Origin of the sequence: Acinetobacter sp. HR7 (assembly GCF_000773685.1) — a bacterium.
GTDB classification, from domain to species: domain Bacteria; phylum Pseudomonadota; class Gammaproteobacteria; order Pseudomonadales; family Moraxellaceae; genus Acinetobacter; species Acinetobacter thermotolerans.
In genome coordinates this window covers 18,165-41,446 of sequence record NZ_JPQO01000195.1, presented here as the reverse complement: position 1 = coordinate 41,446, position 23,282 = coordinate 18,165, and the positions used below count along the sequence as shown (strand labels likewise).

The 23,282-nt window shown below is 44.3% G+C and carries 26 protein-coding genes; 13 read left to right on the top strand and 13 right to left on the bottom strand.

Annotated elements, in window-relative coordinates; genetic code table 11:
• Positions 1–279: 279 nt before the first annotated feature.
• Positions 280–1,434 (bottom strand): radical SAM family heme chaperone HemW, encoded by a 1,155-nt coding sequence (gene hemW, locus GW12_RS12000; RefSeq protein WP_034587791.1) that lies wholly within the window; start codon positions 1,432–1,434, stop codon positions 280–282.
• A 124-nt stretch (positions 1,435–1,558) separates the two neighbouring features.
• Between hemW and GW12_RS11995 the strand changes: the two genes are divergently transcribed.
• The gene (locus GW12_RS11995) at positions 1,559–2,017 is read left to right on the top strand and encodes a DMT family transporter (RefSeq protein WP_034587787.1); all 459 of its coding nucleotides are present in this window, start codon (positions 1,559–1,561) and stop codon (positions 2,015–2,017) included.
• Between the two features lie 40 nt (positions 2,018–2,057).
• Entirely contained in the window at positions 2,058–3,419 is a 1,362-nt protein-coding gene (locus GW12_RS11990) for an MATE family efflux transporter (RefSeq protein ID WP_034587785.1), read from the top strand.
• A 240-nt stretch (positions 3,420–3,659) separates the two neighbouring features.
• On the opposite strand, the gene GW12_RS11985 is transcribed toward GW12_RS11990, so the two are convergent.
• Positions 3,660–3,869 (bottom strand): DUF1737 domain-containing protein, encoded by a 210-nt coding sequence (locus GW12_RS11985; protein WP_034587782.1) that lies wholly within the window; start codon positions 3,867–3,869, stop codon positions 3,660–3,662.
• A 258-nt stretch (positions 3,870–4,127) separates the two neighbouring features.
• On the opposite strand from GW12_RS11985, the gene GW12_RS11980 reads away from it, so the two are divergent.
• Positions 4,128–5,426 carry an AarF/ABC1/UbiB kinase family protein gene (locus GW12_RS11980; RefSeq protein ID WP_034587780.1) on the top strand — a complete coding sequence of 433 codons (1,299 nt, stop codon included), beginning with the start codon at positions 4,128–4,130 and terminating at the stop codon, positions 5,424–5,426.
• Between the two features lie 129 nt (positions 5,427–5,555).
• A complete protein-coding gene (locus tag GW12_RS11975; protein ID WP_034587776.1) occupies positions 5,556–5,813 on the top strand; it encodes a type B 50S ribosomal protein L31 in 258 nt (85 codons plus the stop codon).
• A gap of 76 nt (positions 5,814–5,889) precedes the next feature.
• Here GW12_RS11975 and crcB read toward each other — a convergent pair whose 3' ends face one another.
• Complete coding sequence (gene crcB / locus GW12_RS11970) at positions 5,890–6,270, bottom strand: fluoride efflux transporter CrcB (RefSeq protein WP_034587774.1); 381 nt, start codon at positions 6,268–6,270, stop codon at positions 5,890–5,892.
• Positions 6,271–6,433: 163 nt separating this feature from the next.
• Here crcB and GW12_RS11965 point away from each other — a divergent pair, with 163 nt between their 5' ends.
• Positions 6,434–6,766 (top strand): HopJ type III effector protein, encoded by a 333-nt coding sequence (locus GW12_RS11965; RefSeq protein ID WP_034587771.1) that lies wholly within the window; start codon positions 6,434–6,436, stop codon positions 6,764–6,766.
• Positions 6,767–6,844: 78 nt separating this feature from the next.
• Here the strand turns inward: GW12_RS11965 and GW12_RS11960 are convergent, their stop codons facing one another.
• Complete coding sequence (locus GW12_RS11960; protein WP_034587802.1) at positions 6,845–7,396, bottom strand: hypothetical protein; 552 nt, start codon at positions 7,394–7,396, stop codon at positions 6,845–6,847.
• A 193-nt stretch (positions 7,397–7,589) separates the two neighbouring features.
• Here GW12_RS11960 and GW12_RS11955 point away from each other — a divergent pair, with 193 nt between their 5' ends.
• Positions 7,590–8,216, top strand: a complete 627-nt coding sequence (locus GW12_RS11955; protein ID WP_034587770.1) for a class I SAM-dependent methyltransferase — start codon at positions 7,590–7,592, stop codon at positions 8,214–8,216.
• 1 nt (position 8,217) lies between these two features.
• On the opposite strand, the gene GW12_RS11950 is transcribed toward GW12_RS11955, so the two are convergent.
• Both GW12_RS11950 and GW12_RS11945 read right to left on the bottom strand, forming a co-directional pair.
• The gene (locus tag GW12_RS11950; protein ID WP_034587769.1) at positions 8,218–8,799 is read right to left on the bottom strand and encodes a hypothetical protein; all 582 of its coding nucleotides are present in this window, start codon (positions 8,797–8,799) and stop codon (positions 8,218–8,220) included.
• Between the two features lie 11 nt (positions 8,800–8,810).
• Positions 8,811–9,287: a Holliday junction resolvase-like protein gene (locus GW12_RS11945; RefSeq protein ID WP_034587767.1), complete on the bottom strand. Its 477-nt coding sequence runs from the start codon at positions 9,285–9,287 to the stop codon at positions 8,811–8,813.
• A 124-nt stretch (positions 9,288–9,411) separates the two neighbouring features.
• On the opposite strand from GW12_RS11945, the gene GW12_RS11940 reads away from it, so the two are divergent.
• The 4 genes from GW12_RS11940 to GW12_RS11925 all read left to right on the top strand — a co-directional run bounded on the left by GW12_RS11940 (position 9,412) and on the right by GW12_RS11925 (position 12,504).
• Positions 9,412–10,056: a ParA family protein gene (locus tag GW12_RS11940; protein WP_034587765.1), complete on the top strand. Its 645-nt coding sequence runs from the start codon at positions 9,412–9,414 to the stop codon at positions 10,054–10,056.
• 126 nt (positions 10,057–10,182) lie between these two features.
• Positions 10,183–11,316: an AI-2E family transporter gene (locus tag GW12_RS11935; RefSeq protein WP_161788391.1), complete on the top strand. Its 1,134-nt coding sequence runs from the start codon at positions 10,183–10,185 to the stop codon at positions 11,314–11,316.
• Positions 11,317–11,443: 127 nt separating this feature from the next.
• Positions 11,444–11,992: a superoxide dismutase family protein gene (gene sodC, locus GW12_RS11930; protein ID WP_034587761.1), complete on the top strand. Its 549-nt coding sequence runs from the start codon at positions 11,444–11,446 to the stop codon at positions 11,990–11,992.
• Positions 11,993–12,207: 215 nt separating this feature from the next.
• On the top strand, positions 12,208–12,504 hold the full coding sequence (locus GW12_RS11925; protein ID WP_034587758.1) for a DUF3817 domain-containing protein: 297 nt from the start codon (positions 12,208–12,210) through the stop codon (positions 12,502–12,504).
• Positions 12,505–12,624: 120 nt separating this feature from the next.
• Here the strand turns inward: GW12_RS11925 and GW12_RS11920 are convergent, their stop codons facing one another.
• The 4 genes from GW12_RS11920 to GW12_RS11905 form a co-directional block, all read right to left on the bottom strand.
• Positions 12,625–13,854: an MFS transporter gene (locus GW12_RS11920; protein ID WP_034587757.1), complete on the bottom strand. Its 1,230-nt coding sequence runs from the start codon at positions 13,852–13,854 to the stop codon at positions 12,625–12,627.
• A 147-nt stretch (positions 13,855–14,001) separates the two neighbouring features.
• The gene (locus GW12_RS11915; protein WP_034587756.1) at positions 14,002–15,081 is read right to left on the bottom strand and encodes a hypothetical protein; all 1,080 of its coding nucleotides are present in this window, start codon (positions 15,079–15,081) and stop codon (positions 14,002–14,004) included.
• A gap of 68 nt (positions 15,082–15,149) precedes the next feature.
• The gene (locus GW12_RS11910) at positions 15,150–15,521 is read right to left on the bottom strand and encodes a hypothetical protein (protein ID WP_034587755.1); all 372 of its coding nucleotides are present in this window, start codon (positions 15,519–15,521) and stop codon (positions 15,150–15,152) included.
• A gap of 150 nt (positions 15,522–15,671) precedes the next feature.
• Entirely contained in the window at positions 15,672–17,081 is a 1,410-nt protein-coding gene (locus GW12_RS11905) for an FAD-binding oxidoreductase (RefSeq protein ID WP_034587799.1), read from the bottom strand.
• Between the two features lie 354 nt (positions 17,082–17,435).
• Here GW12_RS11905 and serA point away from each other — a divergent pair, with 354 nt between their 5' ends.
• The 3 genes from serA to GW12_RS11890 all read left to right on the top strand — a co-directional run bounded on the left by serA (position 17,436) and on the right by GW12_RS11890 (position 20,795).
• Positions 17,436–18,668 (top strand): phosphoglycerate dehydrogenase, encoded by a 1,233-nt coding sequence (gene serA / locus GW12_RS11900; RefSeq protein ID WP_034587753.1) that lies wholly within the window; start codon positions 17,436–17,438, stop codon positions 18,666–18,668.
• Positions 18,669–18,847: 179 nt separating this feature from the next.
• On the top strand, positions 18,848–19,675 hold the full coding sequence (locus GW12_RS11895) for a DMT family transporter (protein WP_052127920.1): 828 nt from the start codon (positions 18,848–18,850) through the stop codon (positions 19,673–19,675).
• 241 nt (positions 19,676–19,916) lie between these two features.
• On the top strand, positions 19,917–20,795 hold the full coding sequence (locus tag GW12_RS11890) for a DMT family transporter (protein ID WP_034587749.1): 879 nt from the start codon (positions 19,917–19,919) through the stop codon (positions 20,793–20,795).
• 77 nt (positions 20,796–20,872) lie between these two features.
• Here GW12_RS11890 and GW12_RS11885 read toward each other — a convergent pair whose 3' ends face one another.
• The 3 genes from GW12_RS11885 to truB all read right to left on the bottom strand — a co-directional run bounded on the left by GW12_RS11885 (position 20,873) and on the right by truB (position 23,163).
• Complete coding sequence (locus GW12_RS11885) at positions 20,873–21,340, bottom strand: hemerythrin domain-containing protein (protein ID WP_034587747.1); 468 nt, start codon at positions 21,338–21,340, stop codon at positions 20,873–20,875.
• 127 nt (positions 21,341–21,467) lie between these two features.
• Entirely contained in the window at positions 21,468–22,235 is a 768-nt protein-coding gene (locus tag GW12_RS11880; RefSeq protein WP_034587744.1) for a TSUP family transporter, read from the bottom strand.
• A 22-nt stretch (positions 22,236–22,257) separates the two neighbouring features.
• Positions 22,258–23,163 (bottom strand): tRNA pseudouridine(55) synthase TruB, encoded by a 906-nt coding sequence (gene truB / locus GW12_RS11875; protein ID WP_034587741.1) that lies wholly within the window; start codon positions 23,161–23,163, stop codon positions 22,258–22,260.
• Between the last annotated feature and the right edge of the window lie 119 nt (positions 23,164–23,282).

Sequence of the window (23,282 nt, the reverse complement as noted above, 5' to 3'; positions counted from 1 at the left end):
ATTTTGCTAGTCTAGAGCCATGTTTATATACTAAGTGGTAGAGGGAATTTATTACCTAAACACTTATACGTGTATAATCTGTCAGGTAAAATTATTCAAAAAATCAATAATTTTCATCTTGGTCTAAAAGAAGCTAAATCCGTAGGCAATTCAAATCATTGGGAACCCGAAGGTTTAGCGATCGACGGAGTTAGGAACGAATTAAATATCCTTTTCGCAGTAGGAGATAAAGGTCAACGAACAGCTCATTTACATCGAGTTAAAATACAAAATTAAGCCTTACAAAAACTCTTCCAACACCGAATTCAAAAAGGTATGGCCTTGCTCGGTACAAGCTAAACGCTCAGGATCATCTACCATCAATTTACGCTGACGCAGTGAGTTTAATAATTCCTTGATTGAATCCAAGCTTTGACCTGTGCGTTCTGCATAGAGTTTGACATCAACACCCACATTTAAACGCAGCGCATTCATCATAAATTCAAACAGCATATCTTCTGCTGCAATCGGTTTAAATTGCAAATGCTCAGCTGGAACTTTGGCTAAATAGTCTTTTGGCAAACGGGTTTTCTGGTAACGGTACACGCCATCTGCTTGAGTGACTTTACCATGTGCCCCTGCCCCAATCGCCAGATAATCGCCAAATTGCCAGTAATTCAGGTTATGTGCTGAGGGCAGCTCTTTACGCCAAGCAGAGACTTCATAATTTACGAAACCATTGGCTTTTAGATAGGCTTCGCCCTGTTCCTGAATTGCTTCCAGTACTTCATCATTTGGCAAAACTGGCTGAGTACGGAAAAAGACTGTATTCGGTTCAATGGTCAGCTGATACCAAGAAATATGGGTCGCGCCATTTTCAATTGCCAGTTTCAAGTCATTTAGTGCCTGTTCCAGTGTCTGTTCTGGCAGTCCATGCATCAAATCGACATTGATACGCTGAAATCCGGCTTCTTTGGCATGCTGAATTGCGTTGATCGCATCTTCATTGCTATGAATACGTCCCAGCTTTTGTAGATGTTCAGTATTAAAGCTTTGTACACCTAAAGACAGGCGGTTAATCCCTGCAGCCAGATACCCAGCAAACGGATCATGCTCTACAGTCCCTGGATTAGCTTCCAGGGTAATTTCACAGCCCTCTTCAAAAGGAATTAAAGCTATTAATTCTGCGAACAACCATTGATAGCCTTGCGCAGAAATCAGCGACGGCGTACCGCCACCGATAAACACGCTATGAATCTGGCGGCCTTGGGCAAAATCGACCTGCGTCTTAAAGTCCTCAACCAAGGCATGCAGATATTCCTGCTCCAGATCCAGAGACAATTTTCCATCTGGCACCGCATGCGAATTAAAGTCACAGTACGGACATTTACGCACGCACCATGGCATATGGATATACAGGGACAGCGGGATATTGGCAGGGTTTAAATCAGACAAGGACAGTGCTCAGAATATCAGATGAATTTTGTTGCATTTTAGCATGACAAAAGTACCTAGCTCAGCAAATCTGGCCCACTTTATATTAGACTGAATTTAGTCCAACAAAAACAAGATGCTAAGAATGAAAATATCCCCCGAGATTCTGCTATTTATTCCACTGGCGATGGGTATTGGCATTGCCATGAGCTTTCAGACCGGGATCAATACCCAGCTCAGAGAATCTTTATATTCTCCACTGCAGGCCGCGCTTTTCTCTTTTCTGGTTGGTACAATAGTGCTCGCTGTGTTGGTATTTTTTCAGCAAGTCGATAAACCGGGATTTAGCACTTTTGCGCAATTGCCCTGGTATTTATGGCTAGGTGGTATTCTTGGGGTTTATGCCATCAGCATGAGCATTTACAGTGCGCCTAAACTTGGTCTGCTCAGCCTGTCTGCCCTGATTATTTTCGGGCAGCTAGTTACGTCGATGATCATCGATCATTTTGGCTGGCTCGGTAGTGAAAAAATACAACTCAACTGGCAACGTCTTCTGGGTGGCGTGGTGATTTTTATTGGTGTGCTTCTCACTTTACAACGCTAAACCTTATATCTAAGCACATAATGAAAGATGAGTAATTTTTGTGTCGAATGTTACGTCAGCCACAACTGTACGCTTTGAATTAAAACGACTCTTTACCCTGATGCTACCGATCCTGGTCACTCAATTTTCTCAGGCGGGGCTCGGTCTGATTGATACCATTATGGCTGGCCATCTGTCTGCACTGGATCTGGCCGCGATTGCAGTTGGTGTGGGTTTATGGATTCCAATCATGTTGCTGTTTAGCGGCATCATGATTGCCACTACACCATTAGTAGCAGAAGCCAATGGCGCACGTACACCAGAAAAAATTGCCACCATTGCCCGACAGTCGCTTTGGGTGGCATTAATTTTGGGAATCATTGCCGGACTGATTTTACAGTTCTTGCCTTTTCTACTACCGATACTTGGCGTGCCAGAAAACCTGCAACCGAAAGCCAGCTTATTCCTGCATGCGATTGGTTTTGGGATGCCAGCCGTCACCATGTATGCCGCGCTACGCGGTTATTCCGAAGCTATTGGCTATCCACGCCCAGTCACAGCGATCAGTCTGGCTGCCCTGCTGGTGCTAATTCCACTGAACTATATTTTTATGTATGGCGTTGGTCCGATTCCTGCACTCGGTAGTGCCGGCTGTGGTTTTGCCACAGCAATTCTGCAATGGCTGATGTTGATTACGCTTGCCACTTATATCTTTAAAAATAGCTCCTATCGTTCTACCCAGCCATTCACGCATTGGGAAAAAATTAATAGCTACTGGCTAAGACGTATTTTAAAACTCGGGCTCCCCATTGGTCTGGCAATTTTCTTTGAAGTCAGTATTTTTAGTACCGCTGCGATTATCCTCAGTCCACTCGGTGAAACCATTGTCGCAGCACACCAGATTGCAATTTCGATTACTTCACAACTGTTTATGATTCCGATGTCCCTCGCCATTGCCCTGACGATTCGGGTGGGGACGTATTATGGAGAGAAAAACTGGGTGGCGATGCACAAGGTACAATGGCTCGGCTTCGCAACGGCAACCATCTTGGCGGTCATGACCATGCTGCTCCTGTGGTTCTTTAAGCATGAAATCGTAGCGCTCTACACTTCAGATTTTCATGTCACCCAGATTGCGGTTTATTTGGTGCTATTCGCCATTGCTTACCAGATGATGGATGCCTGGCAGATCAGTGCGGCCGGTTGCCTGCGTGGTATGCAGGACACTAAAGGTCCAATGTGGATTACCATGGTGGCCTACTGGGTGGTGGCTTTTCCGGTCGGAATTTATTTATCCCGCTTTGATGATATGGGCGCAGCAGGCGTTTGGGTTGGGCTGATTGTCGGTCTGACTGTTGCCTGTGTGCTGCTATTGATCCGTCTCCATGGCAACAATAAACGTTTAAGCCAACAAGTTAATTAACCTCAGATAAGCTTTTCTCTGAATTTTAAAGTTCAAAAATTACAAGACTGAGAAAAGGCGGCATGGATGCCGCCGTTGAGCAATCTTGCGCTACGCTTTAAAGCAGTGCTTAAAGCGTGCTCAGGAGGCAATATTCGCCTAACAAAGCGTTTTTTACTTTTGTCGCTACAAAAGTAAAAACAGCCTACACGGAAAAATCAGAACCTCAGATAAGAAAATGGGGCTATGACAATTTGAACTTTAATTAGCTGCCAAAGCATCCTTTAATCCCTGCGGAATTTCCGACTCATCCACCACTTCTTTTATAACCACCTGCCCCACAATCACATCTGTCCCATTAAAGGTCATAGTCGGTGAACCATATAGCTCATAACCTTCGTTTAATGCTTTGGTGACACGGGCACAAAAATGCACATCATCCTTACCAGTAAAATAACGATAAACTTTCATGGAATAGTCTGAAATAAAATGATGTAGTCTATTCTAATCTTATCGGAGCGTAAGAAAACTCAGAATAAATACTAAGCCTGATCACCCCAGATGATGAGCCGAAAATAGCATTGGCACAAATTTTGGTAGATTTTTGAAGGAATTGTGAAGCATTCAATTGACCTAGCAACACAACCTCTACAATTAGTTATAGGCATTTAGGCCTTTGTCGCCTATGATCAAAGGCAGCATTCAAAAGATGATTTTGAGGAATCCCGCATGGCAAAAACGGCTAGCACACCCGGTCGTCGCTTTATGAAACTTGCCGGTATGACCGCAAGTATCGCCAGAAAAACACTATCGAATTCGATTAAAAATTTAACTGCAGACGATGAGCAGAAAACTGCCGCGCGCAGTAAACTTTTTCAGGATATTGGCGTTCAGATCGCGGACACCTTGGGGGAAATGAAAGGTGCAGTGATGAAGGTCGGCCAGATCGCCTCACAATATAAAGACATCTTCCCGCCTGAAGTCGCCAAAGCCATTGCCAAGCTGCAGCGTCAGGCACCGCCAATGCCTTTTAATGTCATTCGCGCACAAGTTGAAAAAGAACTCGGTAAACCTTTAGAACAGCTATTTCAGGAGTTTGATCCAATGCCTTTCGCCGCAGCGTCGATTGGTCAGGTGCATAAAGCCACTCTGCCGAATGGTCAAGCAGTGGTGGTGAAAGTGCAATATCCGGGTGTGGATGAAGCTTGCGAAAGCGACCTGAAACAGGTCCGTCTGGCACTACGTTTAATGGGTGTTTTAAAAATTGACCGCAAGCTGCAAGACCAGCTATTTAAGGAAATTCAGCACAGCTTGGATGATGAGCTGAATTATGAAATTGAAGCGCAGAATCTGGAAGTCGCACGTGCTTTCCATGAATCACTAGATGACAAGATCATTATTCCAGAGGTGTATAAAGATTACTCGTCCCGCCATATTCTCACGCTAAGTCTTGAACAGGGTGACAGTATGGAAACTGCCAGCAACTGGCCGGTAGAAGTACGTAATGAACTGGGTCGCCGCCTGTTCCGTGCGATTGGTCAGGAAATTTTTTACCTGCGTCGTTTCCACTGTGACCCGCATCCGGGCAACTTCGCTTTCCGTGAAGATGGCACCGTAATCATTTATGATTTTGGTGGGGTAAAAACCTTGTCGACTGAGGTAATTGGTCATTTTAGAGAATTGGTACATGCAGCTCGGGAACAGAATATTCCGATGATTGAGCAGCAACTCGACTCTCTGAAATCGCTTACAGAGCTGGGCAAGTTCCCTCAAGAATTATATGAACAATGGCTGGAAGTGCTGTTACGCCCTCTCACTGGTTATTATGACTTTGAAGAAAACTCGGCCCATCATGATGGCGTCGAACTGATTAAGCCTTCACTGAAATACTGGGATGTATTCAAGCCATCGCCGGATACATTGATGGTGAACCGAACCATTTCCGGTCAATACTGGAACCTGATTCATTTAAAAGTGAAAGATGATTTAAGTGATGTGTTTGAAGAGTTGGTACCAAAACGTGTCTAATTTTTAAAACTTAAATTTTAAAAAGTTACGCCCGGTTACACATCATTACCGGGTTTTAATTGATTTAAATAATGTTACATTATAACATATCAAATAATCTAATTGTGTTGTTTAAGCAAGGTGAATATTATGCGTCCTGATATCCATCCAGAGTATCGTGAAGTGTTATTCCATGACACCAATGCCGATGTTTATTTTGTGATTGGTAGTACCATGAGTTCCAACCAGACCCGTGAATATGAAGGCAAGACTTATCCATACGTGACTTTGGATATTTCCAGCGCTTCACATCCTTTCTATACCGGTGAGCAACGTCAAACCAGCAACGAAGGTCGTGTGGCAAGCTTTAACAAACGCTTTGCACATTTTAAACGTAGCAGCAGCTAAAACAGCCGGTCTCATTTTTCATATCCTCGATCTGCCAGGAAATTTTTCTTGTTTCCTGGCTTTTTTGATGCCTGCTTTAGGCTTGAGCCAACACCAGCTGGGTCAGGTAAAAACCGATCCCCAACATAATGACACCCATGATCAGGCTGGAAATGGCATAGCCCAGTGCCATAGTGACTGCACCATTTTTAAGTAACTGGAAAATTTCCAGACCAAAACTGGAAAAAGTGGTAAAACCACCGAGAATGCCCACCATCAGCAACAGGCGTGCTTCATTCTGCAGGAAGACATATTTCTGGCTAAAAGCAAAAAAGATCCCGGCAAACAGACAACCAATCACATTGATCCACCATGTTGGCCATGGAAACATCATCTGTGGCTTGGCAATGAGCAAACCTGCCCCATAACGCAGTGTTGCCCCAATCGCGCCGCCCATTGCCACCAAAAGCCAGTTCATGTCCGCTCCATTTTCATTCTATCACTCATGCTCTGTTGAGATATGTAACAGAGAATCTGAATAACATCATGCACCTAAAATTGCACAATGAACATGGAACTTTAAAAAAAAATTGGTATAGTCGACGCCATTCAAATTTATTTAAGTGATAGAGGGAAACTCCATGGCTCAGGATTTACTGGCACAACTGGCTGCAGGCGAAGCGCAATTTGCTGATGTGATCGCATACATTGATGCACGTTATACCCACACACCAACTGCGTTTAAAAATGGCCAGCAAGCCAATGCTGCGACTGAAAACCAGGGCAGTGCTAAAGTCTTTTCTTTTGCAACACTAAAAGGTCTAGACAAAGACCAAACCCTCAGCCTGTTCGCAGAACACTATGCAGCTGTATTGGCTACGCCAGACGCGACTGATCACCAGAATATTCGTCAGTTCATGCTGAATGGCTGGGATGGCATTCAATTTGAAGGTGAAGCACTCGCTGCAAAATAAGCACACACTTCATGTGAAAAAACCGCTTATTTAAGCGGTTTTTTCATGCAAATTTGTTTTTAATGAATAACCGTACAACTAGCTACGCTGTACTTTTTCAATCCATTGAATCGAGTTCACACGGAATACTTCACAGGCACCCTCGCCTGTATCGGTTGGCGTTAATGATGATCTCCAGACCAGATTATTGTCTCGCACTTCCACCAGCTCACCTTTCAGACGGACCAGATCACCACGTTTTACCTGTTTAATTGCTTTGGCAATCTGTGGATTGGCTGGAATGATGTGCATATTGGAAACCATCTGCATGGCCTGCTCTTTCGGTACCGGTACTTTATCCATTTTCCAGTTCAGGAAGCGGTCATACTGGTTCACGGTAATATGACGGGCAATTTCCGGTTCGGCAAACAGCCCCCAGCTGACTGCATAATCAATCGGGGAAAACTTGGCTTGCGGGTCGTTGGTATAGATTTTTGACCCCAGAATACGGAAATCCCCTCTAAACGGTTTCAGTACCGAAATTGACTGCCCTTTCACTACCGGAGGCAAGCCTTTGGCAATATTATGATCTATGGATGCCTGTGACAGCACCGGCAACATGAGACCCAGACACAGGGCAACATGCTTCATGCTTTTCAACATCATCTCTTATCTAGTCCAGTCTTCTCAATTCATCTTTTCAGACTATCTTAGCGTGATTTTGTGAAGGAAATAGTTGATATTGGTAACAATGTGCATTGGTTTGGTCAGGCTGAATCTGCTTGTACCTGCAGAATTTTCGGTTAAGCTAAGGTCAGTCCAGCCATAAATCGAACCTATAACCATGCTGTATCAATTTTATCAAAAACATATTTTCCCTCATCTGCTCAATCAGGTGATGCAAACACCTTCCCTGATGGATCTGCGTCGTGAACTTTTGGTCGGTGTCTCTGGTGAAGTGCTGGAAATCGGCTTTGGTACCGGGTTAAATCTGCCGTTTTATCAGGGCATCAGTACGGTCTATGCCTTGGAACCAAGCAACGAGATATTTAAGCTGGGACAGGAACGCATTCAGGCTGCACCGTTTCTGGTGGAACACATCCTTGCCAACGCTGAAGCACTGCCGTTTGACAATGACACAATTGAAAATGTGGTCTCGACCTGGACGCTATGCAGCGTGCCGGATCTGGTGAAAAGCCTGCATGAAATCTACCGGGTGCTTGTTCCAGGTGGAACCCTGCATGTGGTTGAGCATGTGCTGAACCGGCAAAACCTGAATGTGCAGCGTTTACAGCAATTACTGACACCAATTCAGAAAAAAGTCGCGGATGGCTGCCACCTGAACCGGGATATTGAACTGGCATTGCTAGAAGCGGGTTTTGAACTGGATGAAGTCAAATATATCGATGCAGCGGGCATTCCAAGTATCGGCCAACGCATGCTGCTGGCACGGGCACGTAAACCAACTTGAGCTAATTTAAAACCTGAAGACGTGTCACTTTTACCATTTGACATTGGTCACGCTGCTTTGATCCAATTCCGGCAGCAAAGGTTTGTCCAGTAGTGCCGGAACGTACCGAGACAATCTCACCTTTTAGCTGAATCTGCTGACCGGATTTCAGACGGCGCAACTGGTTGGCAATGCTTTTATTGGCAGCAATCAGGCTAAAGTGCTGCACATAGTTTTGAATCGCTTCGCGTTCTGCATCATTCAAAATGCCTTCAACCTGAAAACAGCGTTTAGACTTATCCAGCTCCAGTTTGGCCTGCATCTCTGGTAAAGGCTGCCGAGTGAGCAGTACATCAATATTACTGAGATAAGCCAGATCATTAAATCCACCGACAAAAGGGCTGGCCTGATGCAGTACCCGGCGATTCGGTGCAATAAAGGATTTTTCCAGAATGGTATAAGTCGCTGAAACGGGCTGCACGGCTTCGACCTTAAAGTTTTTCAGCACGCCAGTTTCTTCCAGATGTGGCACGGCACGAAAAAATTCTATCCAGATCCAGATACCCACGGCGAATAGTGCTAAGGTGATCATTAACTTATCCATCGGACATTGTCCTAATTTTCCAGCTCTTCAAAGTCGATACGAATGGTTTCAAAGCGCACCCGGCCTTCCTGAATCGCCCGGGCAATCGCCTGCTGTCCTTTGGTCAGCCGTGCTCCACCACTCTTGATGTCGATCAACACCACTTCAATATCTTCAGCCAGACCATCACCATCACGGAAATCGGTATAGCCATCAAACACCACATAGTCCACCGGATCACCGAGGAACTTGGCATCGCTTGGCAGATACTGGAATTCAGGCATGATCGGTGCCAGCTGCTCGGCCATTTTCCCTTTTAATACGGCACGGCTGGTATTTACACTGCGTTTCTGTGCCGCAGCCAGAGCCTGCTGATGTTCCAGCTCCAGCTCGGCAATATACTGTTCATATTCCGCCTTGATCCGGCCATTACGGCTTTGCCCCAGAATCAGGGTAGTTAATACAATGCCAATACAGGCCCCAATCAGCATTGCCATCCAAATGGACATTCAGTCTTCCTTTATCTTTTACATTCTTGATGGATAGATTCGACTGAAGTCGATGGGGTTCCATCCGCTGCCAGCCTGAAAAGAATGATATGCTAGCTGGGTAAAGAATTAAATCACACGGCTCATGAAAACGATCTTAGTTGCGAATCAGAAAGGCGGTTGTGGCAAGACCATCACTGCTATTAGTCTGGCATCAGCACTGGCCCAGAAAGGCTATAAGGTTGCGCTCGCCGATGCCGATAACCAGAAATCTGCCCTGCAATGGCTGAAACAGCGTCCTGAAGATGCTGCCCCCATTCAGAGTCTGGATTGGCGTGACAGCAAATCCATTGGCGATGTGCCGAAGAATATCGAATACCTAATCATCGATGCACCGGGTGCATTGACCGGGAAACAGGCTGAGCCACTGATCAGTGAAGCTCATGCCATCATCGTGCCTTTACAGCCGTCTTTTTTTGATATCGACTCAACCCGACGTTTCCTAAAGCATCTGCAGGACATCAAACGTATTCGCAAAGGCAAAGTGCAGATTCTGCTACTGGCAAATCGTACCCGTCCCAATGCTGCGTCCAATCAGGAAATCCAGCAGTTCTTTGATCGCATTGACCAGCAACCGGTGGCCTGGATTACCGAGCGAACGCCCTATGGCCGTCTGGCGATGCAAGGCCTGGCTATTTTCGACAAGCCACAGAAAATGTACCGTGAATTGCAGTTACAATGGCAACCGGTTCTAAATGCCATCATTGATGACCCAACCGAATGGTTTTAGCTGCCAAATCAGTGGTATCTTGATCAGATAAGCTAATCTGAAATACTTCATTCATGCTCGTTTGCGGATGGATATTTTTCCAGTTAATATGCCTGTCACGACCTAAGGAATGAGTCATTGAATTCAGTGCAACAATACGCGCCCACATTACAAAAAGTCTTATTGTTTGGACTCTTTTTTGTCCTGCTTTTTTTGAGTTTTAATGTACTTAAGTACTTCATTGTGCCTGTGGTCTGGGCGGCCATTATTGCCTATATGACCTGGCCGATGTACCAGTCCATCAAGCGCAATGTGGGGAACCGGCCGAATGTCAGCGCCGTGTTGATGATGCTGATTGTCACTCTGGTCGTGGGTATTCCTTTAACCTTTGCCATTTTCCTGCTGCAGCATGAAGGTCGTAACCTGTATTTCGAATTGCAGAAACAGGTATTTTCCGGTCACCTCAACGTGCCGGAATTTATCCGCAAATTGCCTATTGTCGGTAAGGAAATTTCCCGCACACTCCGCGAAATTAACAATGACCCGAACAGCATTGCCCAGAATATTTCCCTCTGGATTCAGGGCCACCTGAACTATGGCAAGGTGCTGTTTAGTGAAATCAGCAAGAATCTGGTCAAGCTCGGCTTTGCCATGCTGTCGCTGTTCTTCTTCTATCGTGATGGTGAAACCATTCTGAGACAGGTGAGCAAGGCGCTGGAAAAAGTCATCGGTCCTCGTGTGCATCATTATCTGGATACCATTTCCGATACCACTCGTGCCGTGGTGTATGGCGTCGGCCTGACTGCGATTGCCCAGTCGCTACTGGCTGGTGTGAGCTATTTCGTGGCAGGTGTGCCGAATCCGATGGTACTCACTATCGTCACCTTTATCTTTGCCCTGATTCCCTTTGGCCCACCAATGGCTTATGGTGCTGTATCACTGTGGCTGTTCACGCAAGGCCAGACCATTGAAGCGATTGGTGTAATGGCTTGGGGCGTCTGCATTGTTAGTACCGCCGACAACGTCATTCGTCCGCTGGTGATCTCTGGTGCAACCCAGATTCCATTCCTACTGATCATGTTTGGCGTCTTGGGCGGTATTGCCAGCTTTGGTCTAATCGGCGTGTTTATTGGCCCAGTGATTCTGGCTGTGCTGCTGGCAATCTGGCGTGAATGGCTGCATGAAAGTGACCAGCATGAACCACTGATGATGCCGAAAGCCACCATGGCTTATGACATCGAAGAGGAGAAAAAAGACCCACCGCCGTCTGCGCCGCTCTAAGCCGGATGGTGATCTTTACATCGGAATTACAAAGCGAAAACATTTAAGTACTTCATCTTCATAGTCTTGTTGCAGTCAATCTGCTTCAATGAAGGCACATAATCACAATAATGATGGGATGCCTATAATGTCTTTATTCGTCAAATTATCTGCACTCGGCATGATCAGTGCTGCTCTGTTCACCGGCTGCGCGACCTCTTCTACACAACCCAATATTGAAAATATGAAAGCCGTGACGGTCAATGCCGTGACTGCACAAGGTGTGGGTGAATCGATTGGTATGGTCTATCTAGCAGACAGCCCGGCTGGTCTGGTGATTCGTACCAACCTAAGCAACCTGCCAGTGGGTGAACGTGGTTTCCATATCCATGAAAATGGTTCATGTGACCCGGCCGAAAAAGATGGCAAAGTCGGTGCTGCCCTTGCTGCAGGTGGCCACCTGAATACCAACCAGGCACCAAACCACGGTACGCCAATGACTGGCCACCTCGGTGACTTGCCTGCACTGAAAGTGGCTGCTGATGGAACTGCCAAAGTGACCGTAGTTGCACCACGCCTGAAACTGGCCGATGTTCAGGGACGTGCCATCATGGTTCATGCTGGTGGGGACAATTACTCTGACTCACCACTTCCACTAGGAGGTGGCGGTGACCGTATTGCCTGTGGCGTGATTTAAGCTCCATCCACGAAGAAGCACCTGATTTAAGGTGCTTTTTTATGTTTTATAAATCAGTCAGTTCATTTTACCCAGTAGCCTAAATGTAGCTAAAACCAAGCTCACCACTCAGAATTATTATTTTTAAATACAAAAACTTATAGAAATTAAATCGGTTTATTCTTATCAATATATCCGCTACACTCGACTCCGTTTCCAATTTTTAAAATGTGCTTATGAACATCAAAACCCTGCGCCTTGTTGGCCTGATCGAAGGTATTTCATTTCTGCTGTTGTTATTTATTGCGATGCCGGTGAAATACATGATGGATAATCCGATTCTGGTGAAATATATCGGTATGGGACATGGGGTATTGTTTGTACTGTTTCTGGTGGTACTGTTTGCAGTATGTGAAAAGCAGAAATGGTCACTGAGTATGTTTATTATGGGATTGATCGCTTCAATCCTGCCGTTTGGGCCATTTGTGTTTGATTTAAAGTTAAAGAAGTTGGAGCAACCAGCTGAGGCCTGATTTTCTGACGTCCCCCTTGGGAATAGGGAGATTTAGGGGGGATTCATATATTTACAATTATTTTAATTTAATCCCTCTCTTGCAGAACAGTGTTCCTCACCCTTTTCCAAAGGGAGGAGTTTAAAACTCCCCTCTCTCCTTCCTTTCCACCATCAGCGTTTTTAAACACGCTCTTGGAATACCAAACCACAGTGCGATCAACACAGCACAGGAAATGCTATAGCCCCAAATGTCATAAGCTTCATAAATCATCCGCACCAGTTCGATCACAAAGAAGAAACTCAGCATCATCAGCACTGATAAAGCTGCGGCAACTGTACCTTTAGACACTTCCGAGGACATCAGGGCAAAACGGTAAATCACCGAGAAACTTAAACCTTCACCCAGACTCACCAGCGTCATGCCAATAATCAGGCTATAGACAAAATAATCCGGTACAAACAGGCCTGCTACGACGATCAACGTGCCTGCACACATCATCGGTACCGCCCGCAATACAGTTTGCCCGAGTGGCATTTTATCGATGATTTTCATGAGAAGCAGGTTGCCTGCGATCAGTCCGCCGAGTACCGGAATTTGCGCCAGTCCATACTGCATACTGGTTAGCCCTAGTCGTTCTACCAGCATCACTGGGGATAGTGCAATCCAGAGCATCAGCGGCATACCAATCGTGGATAATGACAAAGTCAAAGTCACAAAGCGTTTGTTTTTCAAGACCCGTTTAAAGTCATCCCAGATATAACTGAGTGGCTGTTTGACCCGGCTAATTTTGGGATCAGGCATTTTGGCTTTGAGACCAAACCAGCTGATCAATGCTAAAGCCGCAATCCCGATAAAGCCCCAATGCCAAGAGACATGCTCAATCATAAAGGCACCCAACACTGGGCCAAGTAATGGCGCCAGCAAAGAAACATTCGCCATGAGTGCCATGACTTTAATGGCATCGCGTTCTTCAAAGGTTTCCTGAATGACAGCATAACCCACTGCCCCAATCACGGACAGGCCAAAGCCCTGTAAAAAGCGCAGTCCAATAAAACTTTCGATATTTGGCGTAAACAGAATTGCCAGACAGGTGATCACGAAAAAAGCCACGCCACCAAGCAGTACAGTTTTACGGCCCCAACGGTCTGACAGCGGCCCCAATATCCCGGCAATAAATGCCCCACCCAGCAGGAAAAATGACATGGACGACGGTGCCCAGGTACTGCTGACACCAAAATCTTTGGTAATCGCGAGCATGGCTGGCTGTACCAGGTCATTACAGATATAGACGGAGAACTCAAACAGCACCAGCGCCAAGGGGAACATGATGGTGGCACGGGTGAGCTTTGTAGTTTGAATATTTTGCATGGAAGAGTTAAGGCTCATTTACTCTTTTTAGAATTTTAAAAGAGCTGAATTTGAAAAAATTGAGCAAAGTGTAGCAGAGTTTTAAACTTAAATCGTTGCTGTCAGTCTACCGTACAATCATGTCTGAATGGCTTAAATTCTGAAATATTAACTTGCTTCAGTAATTTTCTTGATTTTAAGGGACTCAGCTAAAACCTTGTTTGCTTCCGTCAGCAATTTAATTTGTTCCAGTGAATTATCAGAATTTGAACCAACTTTCGAATTGTTATAAAGCTCTTGCCCAAAAAAACGATCAGCTAAAATTTTCCGAAGTTCTAAACGGTCTTCATCTTTAAATTCACGTGCATATAAAGGAAAAGCTGCAAGTTCAGTTCCTAAACTTTGCGCTTTATATGCAACTTTTCTATGCTTTGAAGACTCACGTGTAAGATACCAAGCAGGTGTTGAAAGTCCTACTAATACTAATACATTGATAAAATATTCCCATCCAAACGCTTTAGAAGGAATAGAAAAACTTATTCCCCACTTATTAAAGCCCAAACTCACATTAAATAATTTCCAAATTAATATGAAACTAATAACACCAAAAATTCCTAATGCCCAATTGCGATATTTATCTGCAATCTGAATTTCGAGCTTATAAATTTTATTATATAGTCCATGAATATCTTCATTACTTTTTTTATCGATATCTTCATTGAGTTGAGCGTTTTTCTCCTTAAAATCTCTAAATATAGCTAAGATATTTTCGTAATCTTTTTCTATACCCTTGAGCTTTAATTCAATACTATCTGCCTCATCAGTTATAAGATGCAATTTTTCTAATGCTTTTTTAATATCTGATTGTTGAACAAAGTTTGATTGAATCTCTTTTAATTCTGATATGAGTATTTTTTCATTTTCAAAATCTTCACTATCTAAAACATCATTTGTTATATGTGTGGATAAAATATCATTAATATCCAATGATATTTTTTCGAGAGATTCTAAAACTTCAGCCTTCTTAGTTTTATTATAGGTTTTCAATGCAGCACAAAATGAAGCTAGTTTCTTATTTAACTCCTCATTGTGGAAAACATACCTCCACTCATTCTCCACATTAGATAGGTTACTTTTAAGCAAATTAAACTGATGATATTTTTGAATATTTTCTAGATGAATTTGAGAATTAAAAATCAGTAAATCTAAAAAAATAGTTTTTAACAATTTGAAGTTATTATGACTCATTTTGATCTCAAAAAAGCGCATCAATAAGATACGCTTTTAACCAAATTTCGTTTAAATATCAAACAAAATTATGCACATGGTTCTTGCTGGAATTTTTTCTGATCGCTACCGCGTAAGCATTGATACATTTTCTGAGTATTCACCAATTCCCATTTATTACCATCCCGCTTAAAGTGATAAATGGTTTGAATGGCTTTTACCGAATCATCTTTTAAACCCGTTTCTGTAACTTTTACCTGTCCTGCCGTAGGAGATTCTGGATTATTAAAAAATTGTCGTAACTCTACCGTCGCCATTTCATTACGCAATTCAGGGCGTAATTTTAGAACCTGTTCTAATGGTGTATCCGGTGTATGTACTTTAGCAATAATATTTTCTGTAGTCGCACATCCTGACACCGCTACACCCAAAGTCAAAGCAAATAAAATTATACGTAGCATGGTCTTGTTTCCACTGTCATCTTTATTATCGAATTTATGATGCCGAGCTTTCTTTTAACCGACTATTGAGACTATGTAAATGCATTTACACAACCATAAAAAAAGCGCACCTTTCGATGCGCTTTTGTAAACTTTGAGAATTCGATCTGATTAAAGGTCGAATAATTTACCTGGGTTCATGATGCCATTTGGATCGAACACTTTTTTCAGAGCTTTCATATATTCAATTTCTTCAGCAGAACGAGTGTATTCAAGATAAGGTTTCTTGGTCATACCCACGCCATGTTCTGCAGAAATTGAACCGTCATATTTCTTCACGGTATCAAATACATATTTGTTCACCACCTGACATTTTGCAAAGAATTCATCTTTAGTCAGGTCAGCCGGTTTCAGAATGTTCAGGTGCAGGTTACCGTCACCGATATGACCAAACCAGCAGATTTCGAAGTCTGGGTAGTTCTCATTCACGATCGCATCAATTTCTTTAATGAATGCAGGAACGTGAGTGATCAGTACAGAAATGTCATTTTTGTATGGAATAAACGGTGCGATTGACTCGGAAATGTCTTCACGCAGACGCCATAAGCTATGAACCTGTTCCAGGCTTTGGCTCATCACGCCATCCAGCACCCATCCTTGTTCCATGCAGTGCTCGAAAATTTCCATTGCCTTGTCCATGATCGGCTCAAACGGCGCTTCAAACTCAAGCAATACGTAGAATGGGCATTCTGTTTCAAATGGACGTTGTACGTGACCATTTGCCAGAACTTTCTGCATCGCCAGTTCACCAAAGAACTCGAATGCTGTCAGGTCAATTTTCGCCTGGAATGCATGAAGTACTGGCATAACTGCATCAAAGTCAGGCACACCTAGCACCATCACTTGCAGGTCTTGTGGTTGACGTTCCAGCTTGATTTCAGCTTCAGTGACCAGACCTAGCGTTCCTTCACCACCGATGAACAGGTGCTGCATGGCATAACCAGTCGCGTTTTTGATCATGCCCTTGTTCAAACGCAGGATGTCGCCTTTACCTGTTACGACTGTCAGACCCAGAATCCAGTTACGGGTCATGCCGTATTTGATGACTTTAATACCACCAGCATTAGTCCCGATGTTACCACCGATCTGAGATGAACCTGCAGAAGCGAAATCAACTGGGTAGTACATGCCCTGCTCTTCAGCATAGTTCTGAAGCTGTTCAGTCACTACACCTGCCTGTACGCGTACCATACGATCCGCTGGATAGAAGTCCAGAATCTGGTTCATCTTGTCCATGCTCACCACGATTTCACCGTTCGCAGCCACTGCACCTGCAGAAAGACCAGTACGACCACCTGATGGAGTCACCGCAACATTGTATTGGTTTGCCAGTTTAACAATGGCCTGAACCTGTTCTGTTGTGGATGGGAAAACGATGACCGATGGGTTTGGATCAAAGTGCTTAGTATGATCGCGACCCCAATTTTGGAGGCTATCCGCATCAGTTTTAATACGGTTTTCACCTACAATTGCAGTCAATTGGGTCAATAACTCAGGGGTTAAAGCGACTGGAGCATTCATCGTTTGCAGACCTAGCATGAAGTAAACAAGAGAGAGGTCGTCCGTTCATTTGCATATATTTCAGGCAAAAAATCTTGTATGAAATTTGGACGATACATGCACATTAAAGCAGCAAAACCGGCAGCTTTAAAAGCATGGCGCAATATTATAAGCTATTTTTTCGCGTTTCCCTGAAAAAATGACATTTTTCATAATATACCTTTGAAAATGATAATTTAATTCAACCAAAATCATCATTTTCATCAATATCACTTGCAAAAATACCTGATATTCACGTCAAGATTGAAATGTGAATCGGGTGCTTTCCTATGCTATAATCTGCGCACTAAATTTGGCCTTTGTAGCGGAGCCGTAATGAGCCAACATCTATCTCTACCTAAAGATAAAATCCGTTTCTTGTTGTTAGAAGGTGTTCACCAGAACGCAATCGACACATTGAATGCAGCTGGATATACCAACATTGACTATCGCAAAACAGCGCTTGAGGGTGAAGCACTGAAAGAAGCGATCAAAGATGCTCACTTCATTGGTATCCGTTCCCGTACTCAGTTAACCGAAGAAGTTTTTGAAGCTGCGAACAAGCTGATCGCAGTGGGCTGTTTCTGTATCGGTACCAACCAGGTGGACCTGAACGCTGCAATGCGTCGTGGTATTCCTGTGTTTAACGCACCATACTCAAACACTCGTTCAGTTGCTGAACTGGTACTTGCTGAAGCGATTCTTCTCCTGCGTCGTGTTCCTGAAAAATCAGTGACTACACATGCAGGTGGCTGGGAAAAAACTGCTGTCGGTTCTTATGAAACACGTGGTAAAACTTTAGGTATCGTGGGTTACGGTTCAATCGGTTCACAACTGTCTGTGCTTGCTGAAAGCATGGGTATGAAAGTGATCTATTACGATACAGTGACTAAATTACCTTTAGGTAATGCACGTCAGGTCGGCACAATGGGCGAATTACTGGCAAATGCTGATGTGGTTTCTATCCACGTTCCAGACGTTCCTTCTACCCGTAATTTTATGGCGAAAGAACAGTTTGACCAGATGAAAGACGGCGCTATCTTCATCAACGCTGCACGTGGTACATGTGTGGTGATTGAAGATCTGGCTGATGCACTGAAATCTGGCCACCTAGCTGGTGCTGCAGTTGACGTATTCCCTAAAGAGCCTAAAGCAAACGGTGAAGAATTCGTTTCTCCACTACGTGGCCTGCCAAACGTGATCCTGACTCCACACGTCGGTGGTTCTACCATGGAAGCTCAGGCAAACATCGGTCTGGAAGTTGCTGAGAAGTTCGTGGCTTATTCAGATAAAGGTATGACACTTTCTGCGGTGAACTTCCCAGAAATCGCATTGCCATTAACTGAAGGCAAACACCGTCTGCTACACATCCACAAAAACATTCCAGGTGTGCTGTCTAAGATCAACAACCTGTTTGCTGAACACGGCATCAACATCTCTGGTCAAACATTGATGACTAAAGGTGATGTCGGTTACCTAGTGATGGATGTTGATGCGACTGCATCTCATGAAGCGCTAGACACATTACATAATTTGGAAGGTACAATCCGCGTTCGCGTATTATACTGATCCAGTACTTCGGAAAAACCACAGCAATTGCTGTGGTTTTTTTGTGCCTATTGCTTTTATATTTCAGAGCATTGCTATGCTTTTTCTCATCGTTCGCATGATCTGGAATATAAATTATTGTGGTCTCCTTCCCTAAAGTTACTCCCACCGTTCAGGCCTATCTATTGCTTGGGATTTCCATGCTCAGCATGCAAAGCAGTGGTGCCTTTGCCAAACATCTGTTTCAGCAGTTTCCAATACTCACTGTGTCCTGTATGCGACTGTTTTTGGGTGCAGTACTGATTGGACTAGTGTTTAAAATCTGGAAGGTTAAATTACGAGAGGTTAAATGGTCGACCATACTTAGTTTTGCTGTTGCACTGGCAGGATTAAACTTAATGTTCTATGCATCGATTGCACGATTACCACTGGGCATTGCCGTATCTTTTGAATTTATCGGACCACTCGGTGTCGCACTATTAAATGCACGGCAGAAAACCGATTTTGTCTGGGTCGGACTGGCAATTCTGGGCCTGATGCTGCTATTTCCTTTCGATCAGGCCGCACAACCACTCGATCCTTTAGGGATTGCACTGGCTCTAGGGGCTGGTGCCTGCTGGGCACTGTATATTGTTACCGGACAAAAGCGATCCGGAATTTCCAGCAATCATACCGTGTGTTTAGGAATGTTCATTGCGCTACTAATGCTACTCCCGCTCAGCCTTTATATCGGTATTCCTGCTTCTGCCTTTGAGCTGGGTAATCTGTTTTATTTTGCCATTTTTGCGACGCTCGCCAGTGCACTACCCTTCTGTCTGGATCTGTTCGCCTTACGCCAGATCAGTGCTTTGAGTTTTGGCACCTTGATGAGCCTGGAACCTGCGTTTGCGGCTTTCTCTGGTTTTATCTTTTTGGGTGAAACCCTATTATGGAATCAGTGGCTGGCACTGGGCATGATTATTACTGCTTCCATTGGTTGTACCTTCACCACACAAAAGCAAAAACATGCCGTAGTTCAAACCAGTTAAGGACAGGATTTTTGTCTTAGGAATTTTTAAATTCAAAGTTTTCTACCACCATTTTTGAACTTTGAATTTAAATTTTTGCAAAGCCTATTTCACGCCAGAAATTTAAATTCATTGCTCATCAAACCAGTCCATTCTTCACAAAATAGTGCTCACCAAGCTTCATCAAAAATTCGCCAGTTTGCTATAATCTGCGCCACTCCCCAACTGAATACTGTGCCATGTCTGGCACACTCCTGTTCTCATGCCAAACGCCCAACTTCTTGCCGTGTTGTACATGGTGCTATCCATGACTTCATACCAGATCAGTGCATCCTTTGCCAAGCAACTGTTTACTGTGCTGGATCCGCTGACAGTCACTATCTTGCGCTTATGCTTTGCCGCGATTATTGTCGGCGTGATGTTCCGTTCCTGGAAAATCATATCGCGTTTACCTTATCTGAAATGGAAAGACTTACTGTGCTATAGCGCAGCACTCGGCCTGATGAATATCCTGTTCTATATGTCATTGGGTAAACTGCCACAGGGCATCGCTGTAGGTCTGGAATTTGTTGGCCCGTTGGGATTGGCGCTGCTATCGATTAAAAACCGTAGCGACTATATCTGGGTGATTATGGCAATTCTCGGCATTATACTGATGGTGCCGTGGGGACAGGCAGCACATCATGAATTTGACCTGTTTAGTGCAGCATGTGCACTGGGTGCGGGTCTGTGCTGGGCTTTCTATATTTTCTTTGGTCAGCGTGTGGTACAGCAGAATATCGGCATGCATGCCCTGACCATCGCCATCAGTATTTCTGCACTATGTTTGATGCCGATCGGACTATATAGCAATGCGGAAGCGGTACTGGATACCCAGTACTGGGGCAAGGCTCTAGTCATTGCTACATTGGCCACAGCGATTCCCTATGCACTGGACTTAAAGGCACTCAAACAGCTGAATAAGATGAGCTATGGCACCCTATCCAGCCTGTCACCTGCACTGGCAGCACTGACTGGATTTATCCTGCTGGGTGAACGGATTAGCCTGATCCAGTGGATTGCCTTGGCCTGTATCATGCTGGCTTCTGTTGGTGTGACAGTTCGTGCCGCCCATCAGTCCAGAAAAGAAAAAACTGCCTGATGACCAAATAAAAAAGATAGCAATTACGCCATCTTTTTTTATACTTAAAAAGTTTTGAATTCAAATTTCAGCCTTCTTCAGCTTTCCACGAGCATGTCTTTTTTCATCTCTTTATAACGCTGGTATTCATTCTTGTACTGCACTGCTAAAGCAGTTTTCTGTTCCTCTCCCAGAATTTTACCCGCCTGCTGAAAGAAACCATGTTCTTCCTCTTTTAAGTGATGATGTACTTTTTCTGAAAGTTTCTTAGCCAAGGCAATCCAGCCCGGATTACTAAAATCCATATCAGTCAGCTCTTCTATCATTTCATCCATTTCATGATGTTCTGCCAAAGCATGACGAGTGATATTCAGACCAGAATCAGTCATCATCAATGGAATATAGAAATACCGGTCTTCAGCGGTTTCATGGGCGAATAATTCATTTTTCAATTGCTGGAACAGCTCATGGCGTTCTGGTGAATCCCCGGAAGTCTGTAATAATTTTGCTGCCAGATCCCGCTGAATTTCATGACTTTCTCTTAATGCTTCAAAAATGGTCGTCATGTCATTTTTCTCCTGTTTTTATCATGCATTTCATCCAGCATAGAGATAAACAGCTAAACTTTCAGGCGGGTTTTTAAGACAAATTTGTATGACAAACTTTAATATTGAAAACGGTTTATCAATTTATCTAGGCAAAAAACATTTGATACGCCATCCGGCAAATCAGCAAACTGACCAGAATTAAAAACAGAACCCGGATAAAACCGCTGCCATATTTAAATGCCAGTTTTACCCCAACAATTGAACCCGCAATATTGGCAACTGCCATCATGGCACCGATCAGAAACAACACATGTCCAGTTGGAATAAAGAAACTCAGCGCAGCCAGATTAGTAGTGAAATTGGCAATTTTCGATAGTGCTGAAGCATGCAGAAAATCTACACTCAGATAACGAATAAAAAAGAAAATAAAGAAACTGCCCGTACCCGGCCCAAAAATCCCGTCATAAAATCCGATGAGCAGGCTGCCGATGGCTGCAAGGATCAGCATTTTCCGGCTGAGTTTTTGCTGTACATGCACCCGGCCAAACTGCTTTTTGGTAAGGGTATAGACCGCAATCACGATCAGCATGATTAAGACAAAAGGCCGCAAGATATCTACCGGAATCAAGGTAACACTGGCTGCACCGGCAAAGGAACTCAGAAAGCTGCACAGCGCAATCACACCGAGCAACGCCCACGGTAATTTCACCTGGCGAAGATAGGAAAAAGCTGCCGAACCGGTACCACAAATGGATGCCAGCTTATTCGTGCCAAAGACCGTTGCAGGCTGTAAATGCGGCAGGCTGCTCATGATTGCCGGGATCTGGATCAGACCACCACCGCCCACGGCAGCATCAATCGCCCCCGCCATAAAGGCAAAACCAATCAGGCTGATGATGATCTCGATATCCATATCTACATAGTCCTGATGATGCTTAGAGGTTTAACACACGTTTGGGAACCAAGCGCTTGCGATCGGTGATTTCTGCCAGTCCTAGACATTTTTCGCCATCAAAGACCAATACCTGTGGTTCAGCCGGATGATCAATATTGCTTTCCATACCACGGCTAAAATATTCAGCACGCCCTTCCGGTACCTGCACTTTCGGTAAATGATTTATGGGTGCATAAGCCGGCAGCAATAATGCTTCACGCTCTTCCTCGCTCAGGCTTTCCAGATATTCAATGGTATAGCTTGGAATCAGCTCAAAATGTCCAGTTTGGATACGGTGTAGATAAGTCAGATGACCATAAGTTCCTAGCGCTTTGGCAATGTCCTCACCCAGCACACGGATATAAGTGCCTTTGGAACAGGTCACATCCAAAGTGATGCTATTTTCGGTAAACGATAAAAGCTCAATCGCATAAATGGTAATTGGACGTGCTTCTCGCTCAATCTCGATGCCCTTGCGTGCCAACTCATATAGCGGACGACCTTCCTTTTTTAGGGCTGAATACATCGGTGGCACCTGCTGGATATCCCCCACGAATTGCGCCAAGGTATCCTTGATCAGTTGCTCATTCAGCTCAACCACTGGCTTTTCTAGCAGAATTTCACCTTCAACATCCCCAGTCGTGGTGCTATGGCCCAGAAAAACCGTGGTCTGGTAACGCTTGGTCGAATCCAGCAGATAATGCGAAAATTTGGTCGCCTCTCCCAAGCAAACCGGCAACAAGCCAGATGCCAGCGGGTCCAGTGCTCCGGTATGTCCGGCTTTTTGCGCCCGATACAGCCAGCGTACTTTTTGTAATGCGGCATTAGAGCTGATACCTAAAGGCTTATTTAAAAGAAATACACCGCTGATATGACGACGCTGAATTTTAGGAGATGAGGATTTCATGGCAAAAAATCAGACAATTTTAAAGTTGGCGCAATGGTAAAACCCTGCTGAATGATTTACAACTTTTCTATGCCATTCCTTTGCATTTATGGCATATTGAGCGCATTCCTTTTTGATAA